The following is a 15,958-nucleotide window of genomic DNA, read 5'->3' as shown; positions in this document are numbered from 1 at the left end:
AAAAGATACCCAATCTAAATTAGACCGAAGTCGACTTTAAATGTCAAACAACCGGCCTTTAGGGGTTATTGTCCCAACGAAGGTATGTGTAGACGAAAGTACCAGTCGATCAGTTGAGAACCACCGATCATATAAATAAGGGCCCCTAGCGCAAGGTATGGCCCGAAGGGAATTGCCGCCTTCATCCCCTCTCGGCTGCGGATCATAATTAGAATTCCCACCACACTTCCAACTAGACTTGAGGCTAGGATCACAAAGGGGATGGACTTCCAACCCAATAGGGCGCCGATCCATGCCAAAAGCTTTATGTCGCCACCGCCCATGCCCTCTTCTTTTCGAAGGGCAAAATAAATATAGGCCACGAGGTACAAAGACCCGCCCCCCATGAGCACGCCCCATAATGCCGACATAAATTCCCGCTCAGGGTTGAGTGCGGCTCCCAGTAGACCCAATACTACACCGGATAGAGTAAAAACATCGGGCAAGATCATATGGTCAAAATCAATAAAACTGACAACGATCAAACCAAAGGCAAACACGAGATACTCAAGGGTTAACCAAGAAAATCCAAACTGGTAAAAGACAATTGCAAAAACACTTCCCATCAAAAATTCCACCAATGGGTAGCGCCAGGAAATCTTCGCCTTACAGGATCGACAACGACCTCGCAAAAATAGCCAGGACAAAATGGGCACATTGTCATACCACTTGATGGCCGCCTCACATTTGGGGCAACGGCTTCTGGGCTTCACTACACTTTTTTCGTGGGGTAATCTGTAGATGACCACATTCGCAAAACTGCCCCAAATGGCTCCAAATAGAAACACCACAAAAGTCGCCACACCCATATGGTCTAAAAATAGATCAACCAAAATCTTTTTTCCTTATCACGAGTGCCGCTGCCAACAGTAACAGGTTGTACCAGACAAAGGCGTATACGACGGCCGTACCAACCACAGACCACTCGAGAGTTTCTCCATAAACAGCAAGGGAGCGCCAATTGAAGGTCTCTAGATTGGGAAATACAGCGACAATGGCGCTTCCAACGCCCTTAAATACCCCTGACTCACTTTTATTCGAAAAATACTCTAGGCTATTTAACCAATGCCCAATCAAAAACATTCCTAAAACAAATGAGGCCACCATAATTGGACGAGAAAACGTGCTAAAAAACAGTGCCATACCCAACAAAACAATGGCTTCGAGAATAATCCCAAATAAACCCAGAAAAAAACCTTCATTTAACTTAAAGCCCATGTTCATTAGAATAAATGCCAACACGAGAGCTAGGCCCGTCACCACCGAAACCACCACTAAGGTTAACCCCAAACTCTTACCCAGCATAAATTGAAACCGACTGATGGGTCTTGCCAATAGAGTCAAAATTGTCTTTTTATCAATCTCTTTGGCAACCAGCGAGCCACCTGCAAAAATCGAAAGCATCACGGCGCTGAGGTGGATACCTGTAAAGCCAAAATTGGCTGAGATTCGAATTTGCTCAGCAAAACTGAGCTGTCCCAACGCTAAACTTAAGCCGATCAATAGCAGTGCAAAAACCACCAAGCCATATAAAATTCGATCTCTAATGATCTCTCGAAAAGTATTAAGTGCAATAATCCAAACCACTCTCATAACTCTTCACCCCGCAATCCCACAAGAGTGAAGGCCTGCTCTAAATTACGATCTTGTCGAATATCGAGAACAGTCGCATTCATTTTTCGAAGTTCATCGAGCTTGTTTTGTAGCTCAGCCAAGTCTTTCACTCGACAAGAATGCTTTAGGTCTTTCTCTAAGAAGGTCACGATGGAGGCCTGGCCCATTCGGTCGAGTAATTTTTCAGTCTTTCCAGAAAACCGCACCAAACCATCTCGTATGATAATTAAATCCTGGCAAAGGCGTTCTGCATCGTGCAGCAAATGGCTGCTGAAGAAAATCGCCGTTCCAGAGCTTGCTGTTTCATTGATGATATCACTAATATAACCCCGGCCATCAGGATCGAGTCCCGCCATGGGTTCATCGAGAATAATAAACTCTGGCTCATGAATAAGAGCTTGCGCCATGCCCACCTTCTGCAACATTCCCTTTGAATAATCTCGAAGCTTTTTATCTCCGGCATGCACCAGATCCACTTTCGCCAACAATTGATCGATGCGGGACCGCAGCTTTTTACGACTCCAACTTAAAGTGAGTTGCCCGTAAAACTCTAAAAACTCAATTCCGGTGAGATAATCATAAAAATACGGATGCTCCGGCAAAAAGCCAATTCGACTTTTTACCTTTCCCGACAGCGGCTGGCCTCCGAAATAAGTGATTTCACCAGAGTCAGGAAAAGCCAAGCCCAACATACACTTCATAGTTGTGGTCTTGCCGGCGCCATTTCCTCCCAAAAAACCAGTAATGGTTCCGGCCTCAATTTTAAAATTAAGGCCCTTTAACACTTTTTGTGTTTTTGGGATAAAGCCTTTTTTATAACTTTTATGTAAATCTTTAACTTCTAAAATGGCCATAGCTGCAAACATTGCAGCATAGAAAAATTAGTGGGTCAAAGGCTTCGGTCGCTGAATGGGTGATACCGAAAAGTCACCCGCCCGGTGTTTTTTCAGAGCCAACAAGAAAGCGTGGGCGGCATCACTTTCGGTAATACAGGGAATGGAATAATCCGTACAGCTTCGACGAATTCCAAAACTGGCCTCTACGGCCTGACGACCCGAGGTGGTGTTAATGACCAACGCTACATGGCCCGATCGAATGCGATCCACACAATGGGGGCGGCCCTCATGTACTTTTTTAACTGTTGTCACCGGCAAATCCGAATCGATAAGAAATTTCGCAGTACCACCTGTTGCCGATAATGTATATCCCATGCTCACCAATTCTTGCGCCACAGGTAACAAATCAGTTTTGTCTTTATCTCTTAATGAGAGAAACACCTCGCCAGATAGTGGCAGACTCACGCGACTTGAAAATAGGGCCTTAAGCAGGGCTTCTGAGTAATCCGCTCCCCGCCCCATGCTCTCGCCCGTGGACTTCATCTCGGGCCCCAAAATGGAATCAGCTTCGGCAAACTTCTTAAAGGGAAATACCACGCCCTTAACACAAACTTTATCTAAGGCTTTCCAATCCAGTTCAGACAACGCCAATTCGCTAGCCGGCGCGCCCAACATGGCTTTGACCCCTAAATCCACAAGGGGCACACCCGTGGCCTTAACCAAAAACGGCACACTCCTTGAGCTTCTCGGATTAGCCTCAAGCATGTAAACGCGATCATCTTTAACTGCTAACTGCAAATTCAAAAACCCAAGAATGCCAAGGCGATTTGCCAGTTGCCGACTTAAGTCTTCTATTTTGTCGCGGGTCTCTGGCTTTAATCGCTGCGGTGGCACCACGGCAATACTATCACCACTATGTACACCAGCAGCTTCAATGTGCTCAAGAACACCGCCAATAACTAACCAGTCTTTCCCGCGCACAAGATCAACATCCACTTCAAGGGCTCGTTCTAAAAACTGATCGAGTAAACAGGGGCGAGTCTCAGAAATATAGGCGGCATGCCGCTTAAAATAAGATCGCAACTCGTCCTCTGACTCGACAATCTCCATGCGACTCCCGCCTAAAACATAACTGGGGCGACAAATAATAGGCATACCGGCTTGTCTTACAAATGTGATGGCATCTTCAACATTTGACGCCATAGTGGACTCTGGAACTTCAAAATTAAGCTCACGGCAAATTTCAGCAAATCTTCCCCGATCTTCGGCAAGATCTATGGTATCCAAAGTTGAACCCAATAGGTTGTGCCCTGACTCGGTGAGGCCCGCAGCCAGATGAATGGGGGTTTGCCCACCCACCTGACAAATAAAACCAAACGGTTTGAGAAAATCCATCACTTCGCCAACACATTCGTCTGTGAGTGGCTCAAAAAACAAAAAGTCAGACGTGTCATAGTCCGTTGATACGGTCTCTGGGTTCGAATTGATCATGGCCACCTGGTAACCATCCGCCTGCAACTGGCGCACAGATCGCACACAGCTGTAATCAAATTCAATGCCTTGACCGATACGGTTAGGCCCACTGCCCAAAAGGGTCACAAGCCTAGAGGGGTCACACAGGTTCTCATTGAGCGGATCACTCCAATATGTAGAGTAAAAGTAAGGTGTACTCGATTCAAACTCACCCGCGCAGGTATCCACTCTCAGGTAAGCCGGCCGAACATCATGCTTGCGTCGTAGTTCACGCACACCCCTTCGGGTTTTTTTAAGTAAATAGCCAATCGACGCATCTGAAAAGCCAAACCGCTTGGCCCGAAGCAGAAGTTGACGGTCAATGGATGAACCCGCCGACTGAATTTCTGATTCAAAATCTATGATATTTTGAATCTGCTCTAAAAACCATGGGTTGATCTGCGTCCACCCATGCACCTGCTCCACCGTGTAGCCCTCACGCAGAGCTTGAGCAATGTGGTAGATTCTTTGACTGTTAGGATATGTCACCTTTTCTTCGCAAAATTCTACAGGATAGAGACCTCGATCATCGGCCTCCAATGAACAAACGGCCTTTTGCAATGATTCTTTAAATGTGCGGCCAATCCCCATAACTTCACCCACACTCTTCATCTGCGTGGTGAGACTGTCTTTTGATCCTGGAAATTTCTCAAAGGCAAATCGCGGAATTTTGGTCACGACATAATCTAGAGCTGGCTCATAGCAAGAGGGAGTGACCTTAGTGATATCATTGGCTATCTCATCTAGGTGATAGCCTACGGCCAATAACGCTGCAATTTTAGCAATGGGAAAACCCGTGGCCTTACTAGCTAGAGCTGATGAGCGACTCACCCGTGGATTCATTTCTATGACCACTCGCTCACCTGTGGCCGGGTTTACCGCAAACTGAATATTGGCTCCACCGGTCTCAACACCCACAGCATTTACGATCTTTTGGGCTTCATCGCGCATAGCTTGATATTCACGATCAGAAAGGGTTTGTTGAGGGGCAACCGTTATACTGTCGCCAGTGTGCACTCCGCATGGATCAAAGTTTTCGATGGAACAAATGATCACAAAAGTGCCGGCGGCATCGCGCATCACTTCTAGCTCAAACTCTTTCCAACCCAGGATACTTGCTTCAACGAGAACTTCCGAAGTGGGACTTTCATGGAGAGCCGCGGCCAATTTGGTTTTATACTCTTCTAGGGAGAAGGCGATGCCACCACCGCCGCCGCCCAAAGTGTAATTAGGGCGCAGGATCAACGGAGCACCCAATTTATCGGCTACTTCCATCCCCTGTTCAAAACTTTTTACCATGAAGCTTTTTGGATACTTCGCCCCAACACTATCAAGAATCTTGCAAAACTTTTCACGATCCTCGGCCGCCTGAATCACCTCTGGGCGCGCGCCGAGCATTTTTATTCCGAGTCGATCCAACACGCCATCTGCGTTCAATTCGAGAGCCAGGTTTAGCGCTGTTTGCCCACCCAAAGTAGGAATTAGGGCATCAGGTTTTTCTTCTTCTAGTACACGAGCGACAAATTCTTTTTTTAAAGGCTCGATATAAACCCGTGTGGCAATTTCGGCATCTGTCATGATTGTTGCCGGATTCGAATTTATCAAGATGACTTCAAGCCCCTGCTGCATGAGAGCTTTACAGGCCTGCGTACCCGAATAGTCAAATTCACAGGCCTGACCTATCACAATAGGTCCGCTACCGAGAATCACCACTTTGTTGAGACCTTTAATCATACCCACAGCTATAGCCTCACTCGTGAATCATTGGAGTAAATATCCTTCACCTCAACATGCCTATATTGATCGAATTTATGCCGCATGGAAAACAGTTTCGCCAACAGCTTCTCGCGCGCTGTTTTCTGCTGCTCAAGAGGAAGTTTTTGCACAGCCTTCACTTCAGCGCGAATGAACTTGTTGGCTTGAATGGGATGAAAACAAAATGCACCAGAAAAGACCACGCCGTCTTCTATGGGTATCAGGCGAGCAGAGAACACCACGTTTTTTTCTAAGCCCACAACCAAGGGAGAGTCTTTTACAGTATATTTATACCCTGAGAACATGTCTTTGATCGATAAATCTGAACCCTTGAGTTTGATGAACTCAAATAGACTGGGCCTGTTATCAACTAGCTTTTGTAAAACAGCCGAATCGACGGCAAACGGGAGATTTTTCGGCTGTGCGTGGGCCTCTTCAACCGGAGTGCGCCCGGTTTCGCTCAGCGGCCTTGCGAACAAATACCAATCCACAAATTGCGACATTTTCTCTTCAAAATCAGGCGACTCTTCATCGAACACCCCGGCCATCTTGTGAAACTCAGCTCGCCCCAACTTCACTTCGCCCCGATAGGCTTCTGAAGTGAAGTGTTGCATAAATTGTTCAATCAAACCGTCGTAATTCATTGGATCCGCTTTATAAATTCGTCAAATAGTCCTTCGGAATCGTGAGGGCCCGGATGGCTTTCAGGGTGAAATTGCACGCTCATACATTTCTTTGGCCAGCATGCAATCCCGGCCAGAGTATTATCATTTAAATTGACATGAGTAACGTCAACATCTGCAGGCAGTGACTCTTGACAGACCACATACCCGTGGTTTTGGCTGGTCATATACACACGCTTTAACAGCGAATCTTTAATGGGATGATTACTACCACGATGGCCAAATTGAAGTGGCTTCGTCGTGGCCCCCAATGCCAGAGACAAAATCTGATGCCCCATGCAAATGCCAAATACAAAGCGCTGACCCAACAGAGTTCTCACTGTGTCCACGGCCACCTTTACGTCTTGAGGATCACCGGGCCCATTGGAAAGCAAAACACCATGAGGTTGCCACTGAAGAATATCGCTGGCATCACTTCGCACAGGGTATATACGAATCTCCCTGCATCGTTTTTTTAACTCTCGCAAAATGTTTTCTTTGCACCCAAAATCAACAACGGCCACTTTCGGACCCGCTGGATTTTCACCTTGAAAGGTTTCAATCGCGGTTCTTGAAACCGCAAAGGCCCAATCTTTATCGTGAGCTTTGCCTTCGCTAATCAATTGGCGGGCCCGGCTCAGTGCCTCATCCGAGGTATTTGCTTTTACTAGGGCACCCCACACCGTGCCGTGGTCGCGCAAATGCAATACCAATCGTCGCGTATCTAATTCTGTTACGACCGGAATGTTGTTTTCATCAAGGCGGGATAGCCAATCACTACTGCGAGCAGAAGATTGAATCTCAAGTGCCACAAAACCATTGATCCAAATTTTTCGAGACTCCCAAACATCGTCGCTGATTCCGTAATTTCCCTGCATGGGAGCGGTGGTCACCAAAATTTGATTATAATAAGACGGGTCGGTGGCCATCTCTTCATAGCCGCTATGGCTTGTGTTAAAAACCACTTCTCCTGCCCGCTCTTTGCCACCCTTCCAACGGCCTTCAAAGATCTGGCCGCCTTCAAGTACCAAAAAAGCTCGGGCACTCATGGCCTAAACCTCTATACCAAGAATTGCCGACAATAATGCTGCTCGAATGAACACCCCGTTTGTCACCTGAGTGCGGACCTTTGAGCGAGGATCACTAAGGACATCAGATGCGATGTCCACATCCCTCACTACTGGACCTGGATGCATAACTATTCCTCGATTACCGAGAATTTCAAGACCTGATCGATCTAGTAAAAAGCTAGTTTTGTAATCATCGTGAGACACGCCGAAATTGGCCGCATGCCGCTCTTTTTGAATTCGCAAACACATACACACATCGCACCACTCAAGGCCGGCGCGCAGAGTTTCAAATTTCTTCACATCCGCCCAATCGCCTTCACTGGGAATCATTGACTCCGGGCCAGTGATCGCAATTTCAGCACCCAACCGAGACAATAAACTCAAGTTGGAGCTGGCCACGCGGCTATGGACCACGTCACCCACGATCAAAACCTTTCGGCCCTCTACCATTCCAAAATGCTCTTTAATGGTAAACGCATCCACAAGGGCCTGGGTGGGGTGACTGTTGATACCACTGCCGCCACTGATAACCGGAAAGGGAAGAGTGCGCATCACCTCAGTGATTTCAGGCTCACCGCTGTATCGAACCACCATTAAATCAGGCAACATGGCGGCCACGTTTTCTAAAGTATCCTGAAATGTTTCACCTTTGGAAACGCTGGTACTACCATCGGCACCCACCAAGATACTTCGCACGCCCAACCGTTTGGCAGCCATTTCAAAGCTCACTCGAGTGCGAGTGCTTGGCTCAAAATACACTTGCACCATCACTTCTTGCCGAACATTTCGACCCAGAATCAAGTGATCAATGGTTTTGTTTTCCAAAAACTCTCGTTTGAAGTATTGGGCTCTTGAGTTCAGCTGCTGGAACTGACTTAATTCTAAATCGTCTATATGAATAAGTGATCGACCGCGGATTGACATGACTAAGAAACATAAACAAGCCCATGAGTTGAGTCAATGGGATGTCAGTGAGGCCCCGTAAATAATCGATTCCACCTGACGCGAGGCAACCGCTGCCCCTCTTTATGACCCGACCAGTCTAGGGACATCCAAACAAATAAGACTCTGGCCTCGACATCTTTCACAGGGATCGCCCCCCAGTCTCTAGAATCTTCAGTGGAATCTCGATTATCTCCTAAGACAAAAACATGATCGGGCGGCACCACGTAGGGACCAAACTGGTCTTTATCGCCTGCCTTTGTGATTTTAATTAAATGCTGTGAACCAGCAATGTTTTCGTAGAGCACGCCTGCAGGCCTCTTTGCCAAATTTCCCGCAGCCCCTCCCAACTCATGCTGACTGTAAGTGGCATATTTGCCATTCAACAGCAGGCGCTTTTTATGGATTTGCACCCGGTCCCCAGGCAACCCGACAACGCGCTTCACGCAGTACTGACTCTGAGCCTGCCGAGAACACTTAAAGACTACCACATCGCCTCGCTCCGGAAGCTTTTGTCCGACCTTTTTGCCTGGCCAAAAAGGCAACCTCAAACCATAAGACAACTTATAGGCAAACACAAAATCACCTGCCTTTAGCGAGGGATCCATAGAAGACGTGGGTACACTATAGGCAGAAATCACAAACAGGCGCACAACCAAAGCCAAGACCACAGCTAAAACCAGGGCCTCAGCATAGTCACGCAGAACTTGCTTTACACCCAATCGAACGCTCTCGGCTCGATGGCGCTCTTCACTTCGTGGTTCCACTTGGGTCATGTTGTCTCTCTATTTGATCGGGTGAAAAAACCGATTCCATCTCAGCTTTAAAGGGTCGCATATAAACGACACCAAGGGTAGAGTTCTCTCGCAACTCAACCACACATTCAGGGCCTTTCCCACAAGGTTCTCTTTCGGCACAAACCCCCAATAGCGACTGTCTCGACTATTATCGCGATTATCACCCATAAAGAAATACTGCCCGTTCGGTACAACTACAGAAGGTTGGGTCATATGCCAGCCATCGGGACGCAACAAAGTCGTGTGCAGAGATTCATCCAGTTGCTCTTCAAAAAATTGCAGGCCATTAGGATCACCTTCTAGATCACCGTCCGTGGCAGGATAGTAGCCCCGGCCGACGAGCTGCTCTCTGGTCATTTCTCGCTGTAAAACCGGCTCCCCATTGACGAAAAGCTTTCCACTGGAATCATACTCAATCTGATCACCCGGCAAGCCAACCACTCTTTTGATCATAAACACATCATCTTGTTCCACTGAGTGAAAAACCACCACATCACCCCGACCGGGTCCACCAAAATCAAGCACCCATTTTTTCGTAAAGGGGATGCGCAAACCATAGCTGTATTTACTGATGACAATGTGATCGTTGATCAACAACGTGGGAATCATGCTCCCAGACGGAATCACAAAGGGCTCAAACAATGCCCAGCGCACACCCAACAAAAGCAGTAGAGCCCCCAAAAAGGAGCCCATCCCTTCGTGCCACTTTTTCTTTTCTTGAGCGCTCAACAGCCACCTCAATTATTGTGAACTGAGTGAAAAAACCGACCCCATCTGATGGTGGTGGGATCACAAAGAAAGGTGATCTTCGGCAAAGTATCCTCACAACTTAACCAAACAAACATGGCTCGACCCACCAAATTTTCACGGGGCAAGAACCCCCAAACGCGACTGTCTCTGGAGTTGTCTCTATTGTCTCCCATCACAAAGAAATGATCTGGTGGCACTTCATAGGGACCAAAAATACCCCGGCGGCCTTTGCGCAACAAGACGCTGTAGGTGTTCTCACCAAGGCTCTCCTGCCAATGACTGAACTGCGAAAGACCATCCGGCCCCTCGCCGCGAAAATCGGAATCCCTGAGCCAATCAAAATCACTGGCGAGCTGATCTGGCACTGTCCGATCCACAAGTTTGTCATTGACGTAAAGATGACCGTTTTCATAGAACACCTTATCGCCGGGCAAACCTATCACCCGTTTAATAAAAAATATGTCTTTATTCTCAGGGTTTTTAAATACGACCACCTCACCCCGCTCAGGCTCGTTGAATTTAGCCATCCATTTTTCAGTGAATGGAACGCGCAGCCCGTAAACCAATTTATTCACAAATATGTGATCGTGAACCAGCAATGATGGCAACATACTGCCTGATGGAATAACATAGGCCTCCATCAACCCCCAACGAATGGTCAATGCTATACCAATTGCAACAACAAATGACCCCATTCCCTCAGTCCAGAATTTTCGATCGAATTTCAACCTAATCCTCCACCTTCAAAATAGCCAAGAACGCCTCTTGAGGCACATTCACCTGACCCACTTGCTTCATTCGCTTTTTACCTTCTTTTTGCTTTTCAAGAAGTTTGCGCTTTCGAGTAATATCACCCCCATAACACTTTGCGGTCACATCTTTTCGCAGCGCTCCTAAGGTTTCTCGAGCCACAATTTTTGACCCAATGGCCGCCTGAATGGCCACCTGGTACTGTTGTCGGGGTATGAGTTCTTTTAGTTTTTTAGTCAGCTGCCGGCCGCGGTACTCGGCCTTTGTGCGATGTACAATAATAGAGAGGGCGTCAACGGGTTCACTATTTAACAAAATATCCAGCTTCACTAGGTTTGCGGGTTCATACCCTACAACCTCGTACTCCATCGAGGCATAACCCTTAGAAATGGATTTTAAGCGATCATAAAAATCCATCACCATTTCATTGAGCGGTAGTTTATATTCAATAATCACTTTGCTATCCGTGATGTAATCCATGCCCACTTGTTGGCCCCGCCGGTCTTCGCAAAGTTTAATAATGTTTCCGATATATTCTGATGGCGTGTGCAAGGTGAGCTTCACATAGGGCTCTTCTAGAGACTCCACCAAAGTGAGGTCTGGTAAATCGGCTGGGTTTTCCAGTTCTTTTTGTTCACCCGACTTCATATGAACTCGATAAACCACAGACGGGGCGGTGGAGATTAAATCCAGTCCAAATTCACGCTCTAACCGCTCCTGCACAATCTCCATATGCAAAAGCCCTAAAAATCCGCAGCGAAAACCAAACCCCAATGCCGCTGATTTTTCAGGTTCAAAAGTTAAACTGGAATCATTCAATACCAGCTTCTCTAAGGCATCTTTTAAGTTTTCAAAATCCGCCGAAACCACTGGGAATATCCCAGAAAACACCATGGGCTTGACCCGTTTGAAACCCGCCAAAGGCTCACTGGCCGGGCGCGTGGTGGTGGTCTTTGCATGAGTTATAGTATCGCCAACTCGCACATCGCGAATGTCTTTAACCCCACAAATAACAAAACCCACCTCGCCCGTGGTCAATTCTTTTAAAGTATCCGGAAAGGGCGTGAACGCCCCCAATTTCAACACCTCATACTGTTGCCCAGAATCCATAAATTGAATTCTTTCGCCCACTCGGAGTGACCCATCCACTACCCGACAAAGGATGACCACTCCTTGATAACTATCAAACCAAGAATCAAATATCAGCGCGCGCAAGGGGGCGCCGGAGTTATCTGCCGGGGGAGGCACCTTTTTTATTAAGGTCTCCAGAATTTCGTCAATGCCCTTACGCTCTTTTGCGCTGGCCAAAATGGCTTCTGAAGCATCAAGTCCGATGGCGTCTTCGATTTGCTTTCTCACACCCTCAGGGTCCGCTGACGGCAGATCTATTTTATTAATCACCGGAATGATTTCAAGGTCATGATCCAATGCCAAATACACATTAGCCAATGTCTGCGCTTCAACCCCTTGTGCCGCATCCACAACCAAGAGAGCCCCTTCACAGGCGGCCAAAGACCTCGACACTTCATAGGCAAAATCCACGTGGCCTGGGGTGTCAATGAGGTTTAACTCATAGGTTTGGCCATCTTTGGCTTTATAGTTAAGACGAACGGTCTGGGCCTTAATTGTAATGCCTCTTTCCCGCTCTAACTCCATGTTGTCTAAGAACTGCTTTTTTTCTTCACGCTCAGACAGGGCCCCGGTAAATGACAGCAAGCCATCGGCCAAAGTGGACTTGCCATGATCGATGTGGGCAATGATTGAGAAATTTCGAATGAATTTTGTTTCCATTTTAGGCTCTACGGAGTCCGAAGCTCCTCAATTGTTAAAGCATCGGGTTTTTGCCCATTGGGAAGCGCACCAAACTCCATTTGCCCAGGAAGTAAATCTTGATATTTATTTAAGATCAAATCAATGCCCTGACGAATGTATTCTGCAACAGGCACTTTTGATCGATCATGCAGCAAACGCAACGCCCGCTGCTGATCTTCTGTGATGTACACTGTTGTTGTGACTTTTTTTCCCATGAACGTCGCCGCCTCACCCACTAAGACAGAGTTTTTACGGCGTCTTTAAGGGCATCCACTCGGTTGGTTTTTTCCCAAGTGAACTCTTCTTCAGTTCGCCCAAAGTGCCCGTAGGTCGCAGACTTTCGGTATCGCGGTTTTAGCAAATCAAAATCACGCACGATATCAGCGGGTTTCAAACTCCATACCTGGCGCACAGCTTTGGCTAAGACTTCGGGGCTAACTTTGCCAGTGCCGTAGTCGTCGACCATTAAGCTCACTGGCTCAGCCACACCAATGGCATAGGCCGCTTGCACCAAACAGCGATCAGCTAAACCTGCAGCGACGATGTTTTTAGCAATATGACGAGCGGCATAGGCTGCCGATCGATCCACTTTAGAAGGATCCTTACCTGAAAATGCGCCGCCACCATGGGCGCCGTGCCCACCGTAGGTGTCTACAATGATTTTACGTCCGGTGAGACCGCAATCACCATGGGGCCCGCCCAAAACAAATCGTCCGGTGGGATTAACAAATATTTTTGTTTTTGAATCAATCCAATCACCAGGGATCACCTTTGGGATCAATTGTTCCCGCACCAGCTGCTCTATCTCTTTCGTGGTCACATCTTCAGAATGTTGAGTGGATAACACGATGGCATCCACGCGTTTTGCCACTCCGTCTTGATACTCGATGGTCACCTGGCTTTTGCTATCTGGACGCAAAAAATTCACCTGCCCACTTTTACGAATACTGGCAAGCTCTCTGACCAGTTTATGGGACAAAGATATACTCATTGGCATAAGCTCTGGGGTCTCGTTGATGGCATACCCAAACATCAAGCCCTGGTCGCCGGCACCTTGTTCTTTACCCGAGCCCTCGTCCACTCCCATGGCAATATCGGGACTTTGTCGGTCTATGGAAGTGAGTACCGCACAGGTATGATAATCAAAACCCTTTTCACTGCTATCGTAGCCAATATCCTTGATCACTTCGCGCACAATAGTGGGCATATCGACATAGCATTCCGTGGAGATTTCGCCGGCCAATGCCACGAATCCTGTGGAGATCATTGTCTCGCAGGCCACGCGGCTTTTGGGATCCTGACTCAACAATGCATCTAACACCGCATCGCTGATTTGGTCCGCCATTTTATCGGGATGGCCTTCAGAAACTGACTCACTGGTGAAAAGGTAATTTTTCATCATAACTAGGAATCCCCTTAGGTTTTTCGTGAAGTTAAGTGTGGTAGTCCTACCTTATCTTGGTCAGGAATTCCAGGTCGCCGACTTCAACTTGAAATTTGCGGTGCATAGCATCGACAATCCTTGGTCGCACAATCCGCCATTCCCGACGCTTACACGCTAGAACTCAACTAACGCGCAACAGCTTACATGGAGAGGTGTTGGCGCAGAAGGTCCTCTCCCCGCTTGCGGTGCTGGCGGACGGCTTCGGGAGTAACGCCCAACCTACTAGCAATATCGACGTTAGTGGGCAGCTCTCCGGTTTCATGGGCGCCCTCTAGAACTAATTTCATCACTTGCATGGGCTTGGGGAATTTGCTTGCAAGACGCTCTATGGTTCTCGCCAAATGAGATTCTGAGTCTTCAGATTCCACCACATGGGCCGGGTTATATTCGGGCCGATGAGACGCCATACTATCAAGGACCGACTGATCGGAATCATCAAACTGTGGCAAATCCAATGACATCGTTTCTTGAGCCAACTGCGCCACCTGGTTCACTTTGTAGTCCGTCCACTGCAGGTGCGCCCCGATTTCTGACACCGTGGGATTTCTCTGTAATTGTCGCAAAAGATTCTGGCGAGTCTGTTGGTAGATTTTCACATCATTTTCTTTGTGAGGCGACAGGACAAGGGACCGCGACACCCGCATTTGTTCACGCATTTCATTTTGAATATACGGATAAGCAAAGGAGCTAAAGGCCACGCTTTGCCCCTCGTCCAACCTATCTGATTGGTAATCAAACCGATAGTCCGCTATGGCCTTAACCAATCCCACGGCTCCGGCCTGCATAAATTCGCGTAAGCCGTCGGTCTGACCCCTCAGAAACTTGCGCGATAAATTCAACGCCAGTCCCATATTGGCCTCTACTAATTTTTTTTGCCAAACAGAACGCTCTGGCTCTGTCTTTGCGGATTTATAAGCTCTCAACATAATGTCGTTTTCCTTCCGCGAGGGACGGGGATAGATATTGTACCCGCCGACCGCAGGTACACCTGAAAACTCTAAGCCTGGTTCCGTGTCGATGTCGGAGGCCTGGTCAAGTGACAGCGATCTGCCACATGGCTCAGGGCCGTCATTTGGAGTCTGAAAATCGGCAGAACTGACGGTGCTAAAACTGATAGCGCAGATCGCCAACAAAACGCGCAAGGTCGCTGAATACCACATGATCAAAAGTCTCCTCAGTTTATATTTACTCGAGAGCCTACTCATCTCGAACCACCCCTGCTCTTTTGCAATTAGCGGGTCCGCGCCTACGGCCAATAAATTCTATTTGGGGTGTTTAAATTCTGAACATCTCTGCCTTTAGGGCAAAATTTGGTCAAGCCCTAATGTGCCCTCACAAAGGTTCGAGCACTGCATGAAAGCAACGTAAACCGCACGGTCACCCACTGTCAGACCACGAACTTTCGAGGTCCTTCGGTAAAATTAAACGAAAAAAATATCGCACAAGAAAACAAATCCACGGTAGCGGCCTTCTCACACTACTTGCAAAATTTGTCGTGATCCTTGATAGCGAGGCTCAGCTACGCAAGACTTGAACAAGCGTCTCACTAATACTAGGCCTCGAAATGAATTTTCAAAAAGACTCAGGCCGCTTCTTTTAACATTCTTTCTAAGCGCCCCGCTCGGGATTTAGCGTAGTTTTTGTGGCGTTGAATGATTGATTTTTGTTTTTCAAGCTGTCGCATCAACTTGTGAACAGCTAAATCGACCGCCGTATGAAAATCATCGGATTTGGCTGAAGCCGAGAGTGTGGCCCCGTTGCCATAGATGACGATTTCTACCTGTTTAAGAAAGCGAACGGCACTGAAATGGACTCGGGCCTTTTTGTGTTTCATTGTGAGTTTATCTAATTTCTGTAATCGGTCTGCGGTGTATCCGGCAAGTGATGGTGAGTGTTCTAAACTTTTGAACTGGATTTCTATTTTCATTCTGTCCCCCAAGTCTATGAATGGGCTAAGAGATTAAAAAACAACCCC

The 15,958-nt window shown here is 47.5% G+C and carries 15 protein-coding genes; all 15 read right to left on the bottom strand.

Features of this window, described 5'->3' with window-relative positions; all coding sequences use genetic code 11:
* Positions 1–65 precede the first annotated feature (65 nt).
* Positions 66–848 carry a prepilin peptidase gene (locus H6626_14915; protein USN49061.1) on the bottom strand — a complete coding sequence of 261 codons (783 nt, stop codon included), beginning with the start codon at positions 846–848 and terminating at the stop codon, positions 66–68.
* Between the two features lie 16 nt (positions 849–864).
* A complete protein-coding gene (locus H6626_14910) occupies positions 865–1,632 on the bottom strand; it encodes an ABC transporter permease (GenBank protein ID USN47448.1) in 768 nt (255 codons plus the stop codon).
* Positions 1,629–2,519, bottom strand: coding sequence for an ABC transporter ATP-binding protein (locus tag H6626_14905; protein ID USN47447.1), 891 nt, complete (start codon positions 2,517–2,519; stop codon positions 1,629–1,631). The genes H6626_14910 and H6626_14905 overlap by 4 nt, the downstream gene beginning before the upstream one ends.
* Before the next feature lie 15 nt (positions 2,520–2,534).
* Positions 2,535–5,735: a carbamoyl-phosphate synthase large subunit gene (gene carB, locus H6626_14900; GenBank protein USN49060.1), complete on the bottom strand. Its 3,201-nt coding sequence runs from the start codon at positions 5,733–5,735 to the stop codon at positions 2,535–2,537.
* A gap of 8 nt (positions 5,736–5,743) precedes the next feature.
* Entirely contained in the window at positions 5,744–6,400 is a 657-nt protein-coding gene (locus tag H6626_14895) for a hypothetical protein (protein ID USN47446.1), read from the bottom strand.
* On the bottom strand, positions 6,397–7,467 hold the full coding sequence (carA, locus tag H6626_14890; GenBank protein USN47445.1) for a glutamine-hydrolyzing carbamoyl-phosphate synthase small subunit: 1,071 nt from the start codon (positions 7,465–7,467) through the stop codon (positions 6,397–6,399). Before carA ends, H6626_14895 begins: the two co-directional genes overlap by 4 nt.
* Positions 7,468–7,470: 3 nt before the next feature.
* Positions 7,471–8,412 (bottom strand): aspartate carbamoyltransferase catalytic subunit, encoded by a 942-nt coding sequence (locus H6626_14885; GenBank protein USN47444.1) that lies wholly within the window; start codon positions 8,410–8,412, stop codon positions 7,471–7,473.
* A 44-nt stretch (positions 8,413–8,456) separates the two neighbouring features.
* Positions 8,457–9,206, bottom strand: coding sequence for a signal peptidase I (gene lepB / locus H6626_14880; GenBank protein ID USN47443.1), 750 nt, complete (start codon positions 9,204–9,206; stop codon positions 8,457–8,459).
* 9 nt (positions 9,207–9,215) lie between these two features.
* Complete coding sequence (gene lepB / locus H6626_14875; protein ID USN49059.1) at positions 9,216–9,920, bottom strand: signal peptidase I; 705 nt, start codon at positions 9,918–9,920, stop codon at positions 9,216–9,218.
* 44 nt (positions 9,921–9,964) lie between these two features.
* Positions 9,965–10,672 carry a signal peptidase I gene (gene lepB / locus H6626_14870; GenBank protein USN49058.1) on the bottom strand — a complete coding sequence of 236 codons (708 nt, stop codon included), beginning with the start codon at positions 10,670–10,672 and terminating at the stop codon, positions 9,965–9,967.
* A gap of 34 nt (positions 10,673–10,706) precedes the next feature.
* Positions 10,707–12,518 carry an elongation factor 4 gene (lepA, locus tag H6626_14865; GenBank protein USN47442.1) on the bottom strand — a complete coding sequence of 604 codons (1,812 nt, stop codon included), beginning with the start codon at positions 12,516–12,518 and terminating at the stop codon, positions 10,707–10,709.
* Between the two features lie 8 nt (positions 12,519–12,526).
* Positions 12,527–12,754 (bottom strand): ribbon-helix-helix domain-containing protein, encoded by a 228-nt coding sequence (locus tag H6626_14860; protein ID USN47441.1) that lies wholly within the window; start codon positions 12,752–12,754, stop codon positions 12,527–12,529.
* Positions 12,755–12,774: 20 nt separating this feature from the next.
* A complete protein-coding gene (locus tag H6626_14855; protein USN47440.1) occupies positions 12,775–13,941 on the bottom strand; it encodes a methionine adenosyltransferase in 1,167 nt (388 codons plus the stop codon).
* A gap of 182 nt (positions 13,942–14,123) precedes the next feature.
* Positions 14,124–15,143 (bottom strand): sigma-70 family RNA polymerase sigma factor, encoded by a 1,020-nt coding sequence (locus H6626_14850; GenBank protein ID USN47439.1) that lies wholly within the window; start codon positions 15,141–15,143, stop codon positions 14,124–14,126.
* A 422-nt stretch (positions 15,144–15,565) separates the two neighbouring features.
* Complete coding sequence (gene raiA, locus H6626_14845) at positions 15,566–15,910, bottom strand: ribosome-associated translation inhibitor RaiA (protein USN47438.1); 345 nt, start codon at positions 15,908–15,910, stop codon at positions 15,566–15,568.
* Between the last annotated feature and the right edge of the window lie 48 nt (positions 15,911–15,958).

The sequence above is a fragment of the Pseudobdellovibrionaceae bacterium genome (assembly GCA_023898385.1).
Lineage (GTDB): Bacteria > Bdellovibrionota > Bdellovibrionia > Bdellovibrionales > UBA1609.
Note: the sequence above shows the minus strand (reverse complement) of the source record. Positions and strands in the feature narration are given on the sequence as shown.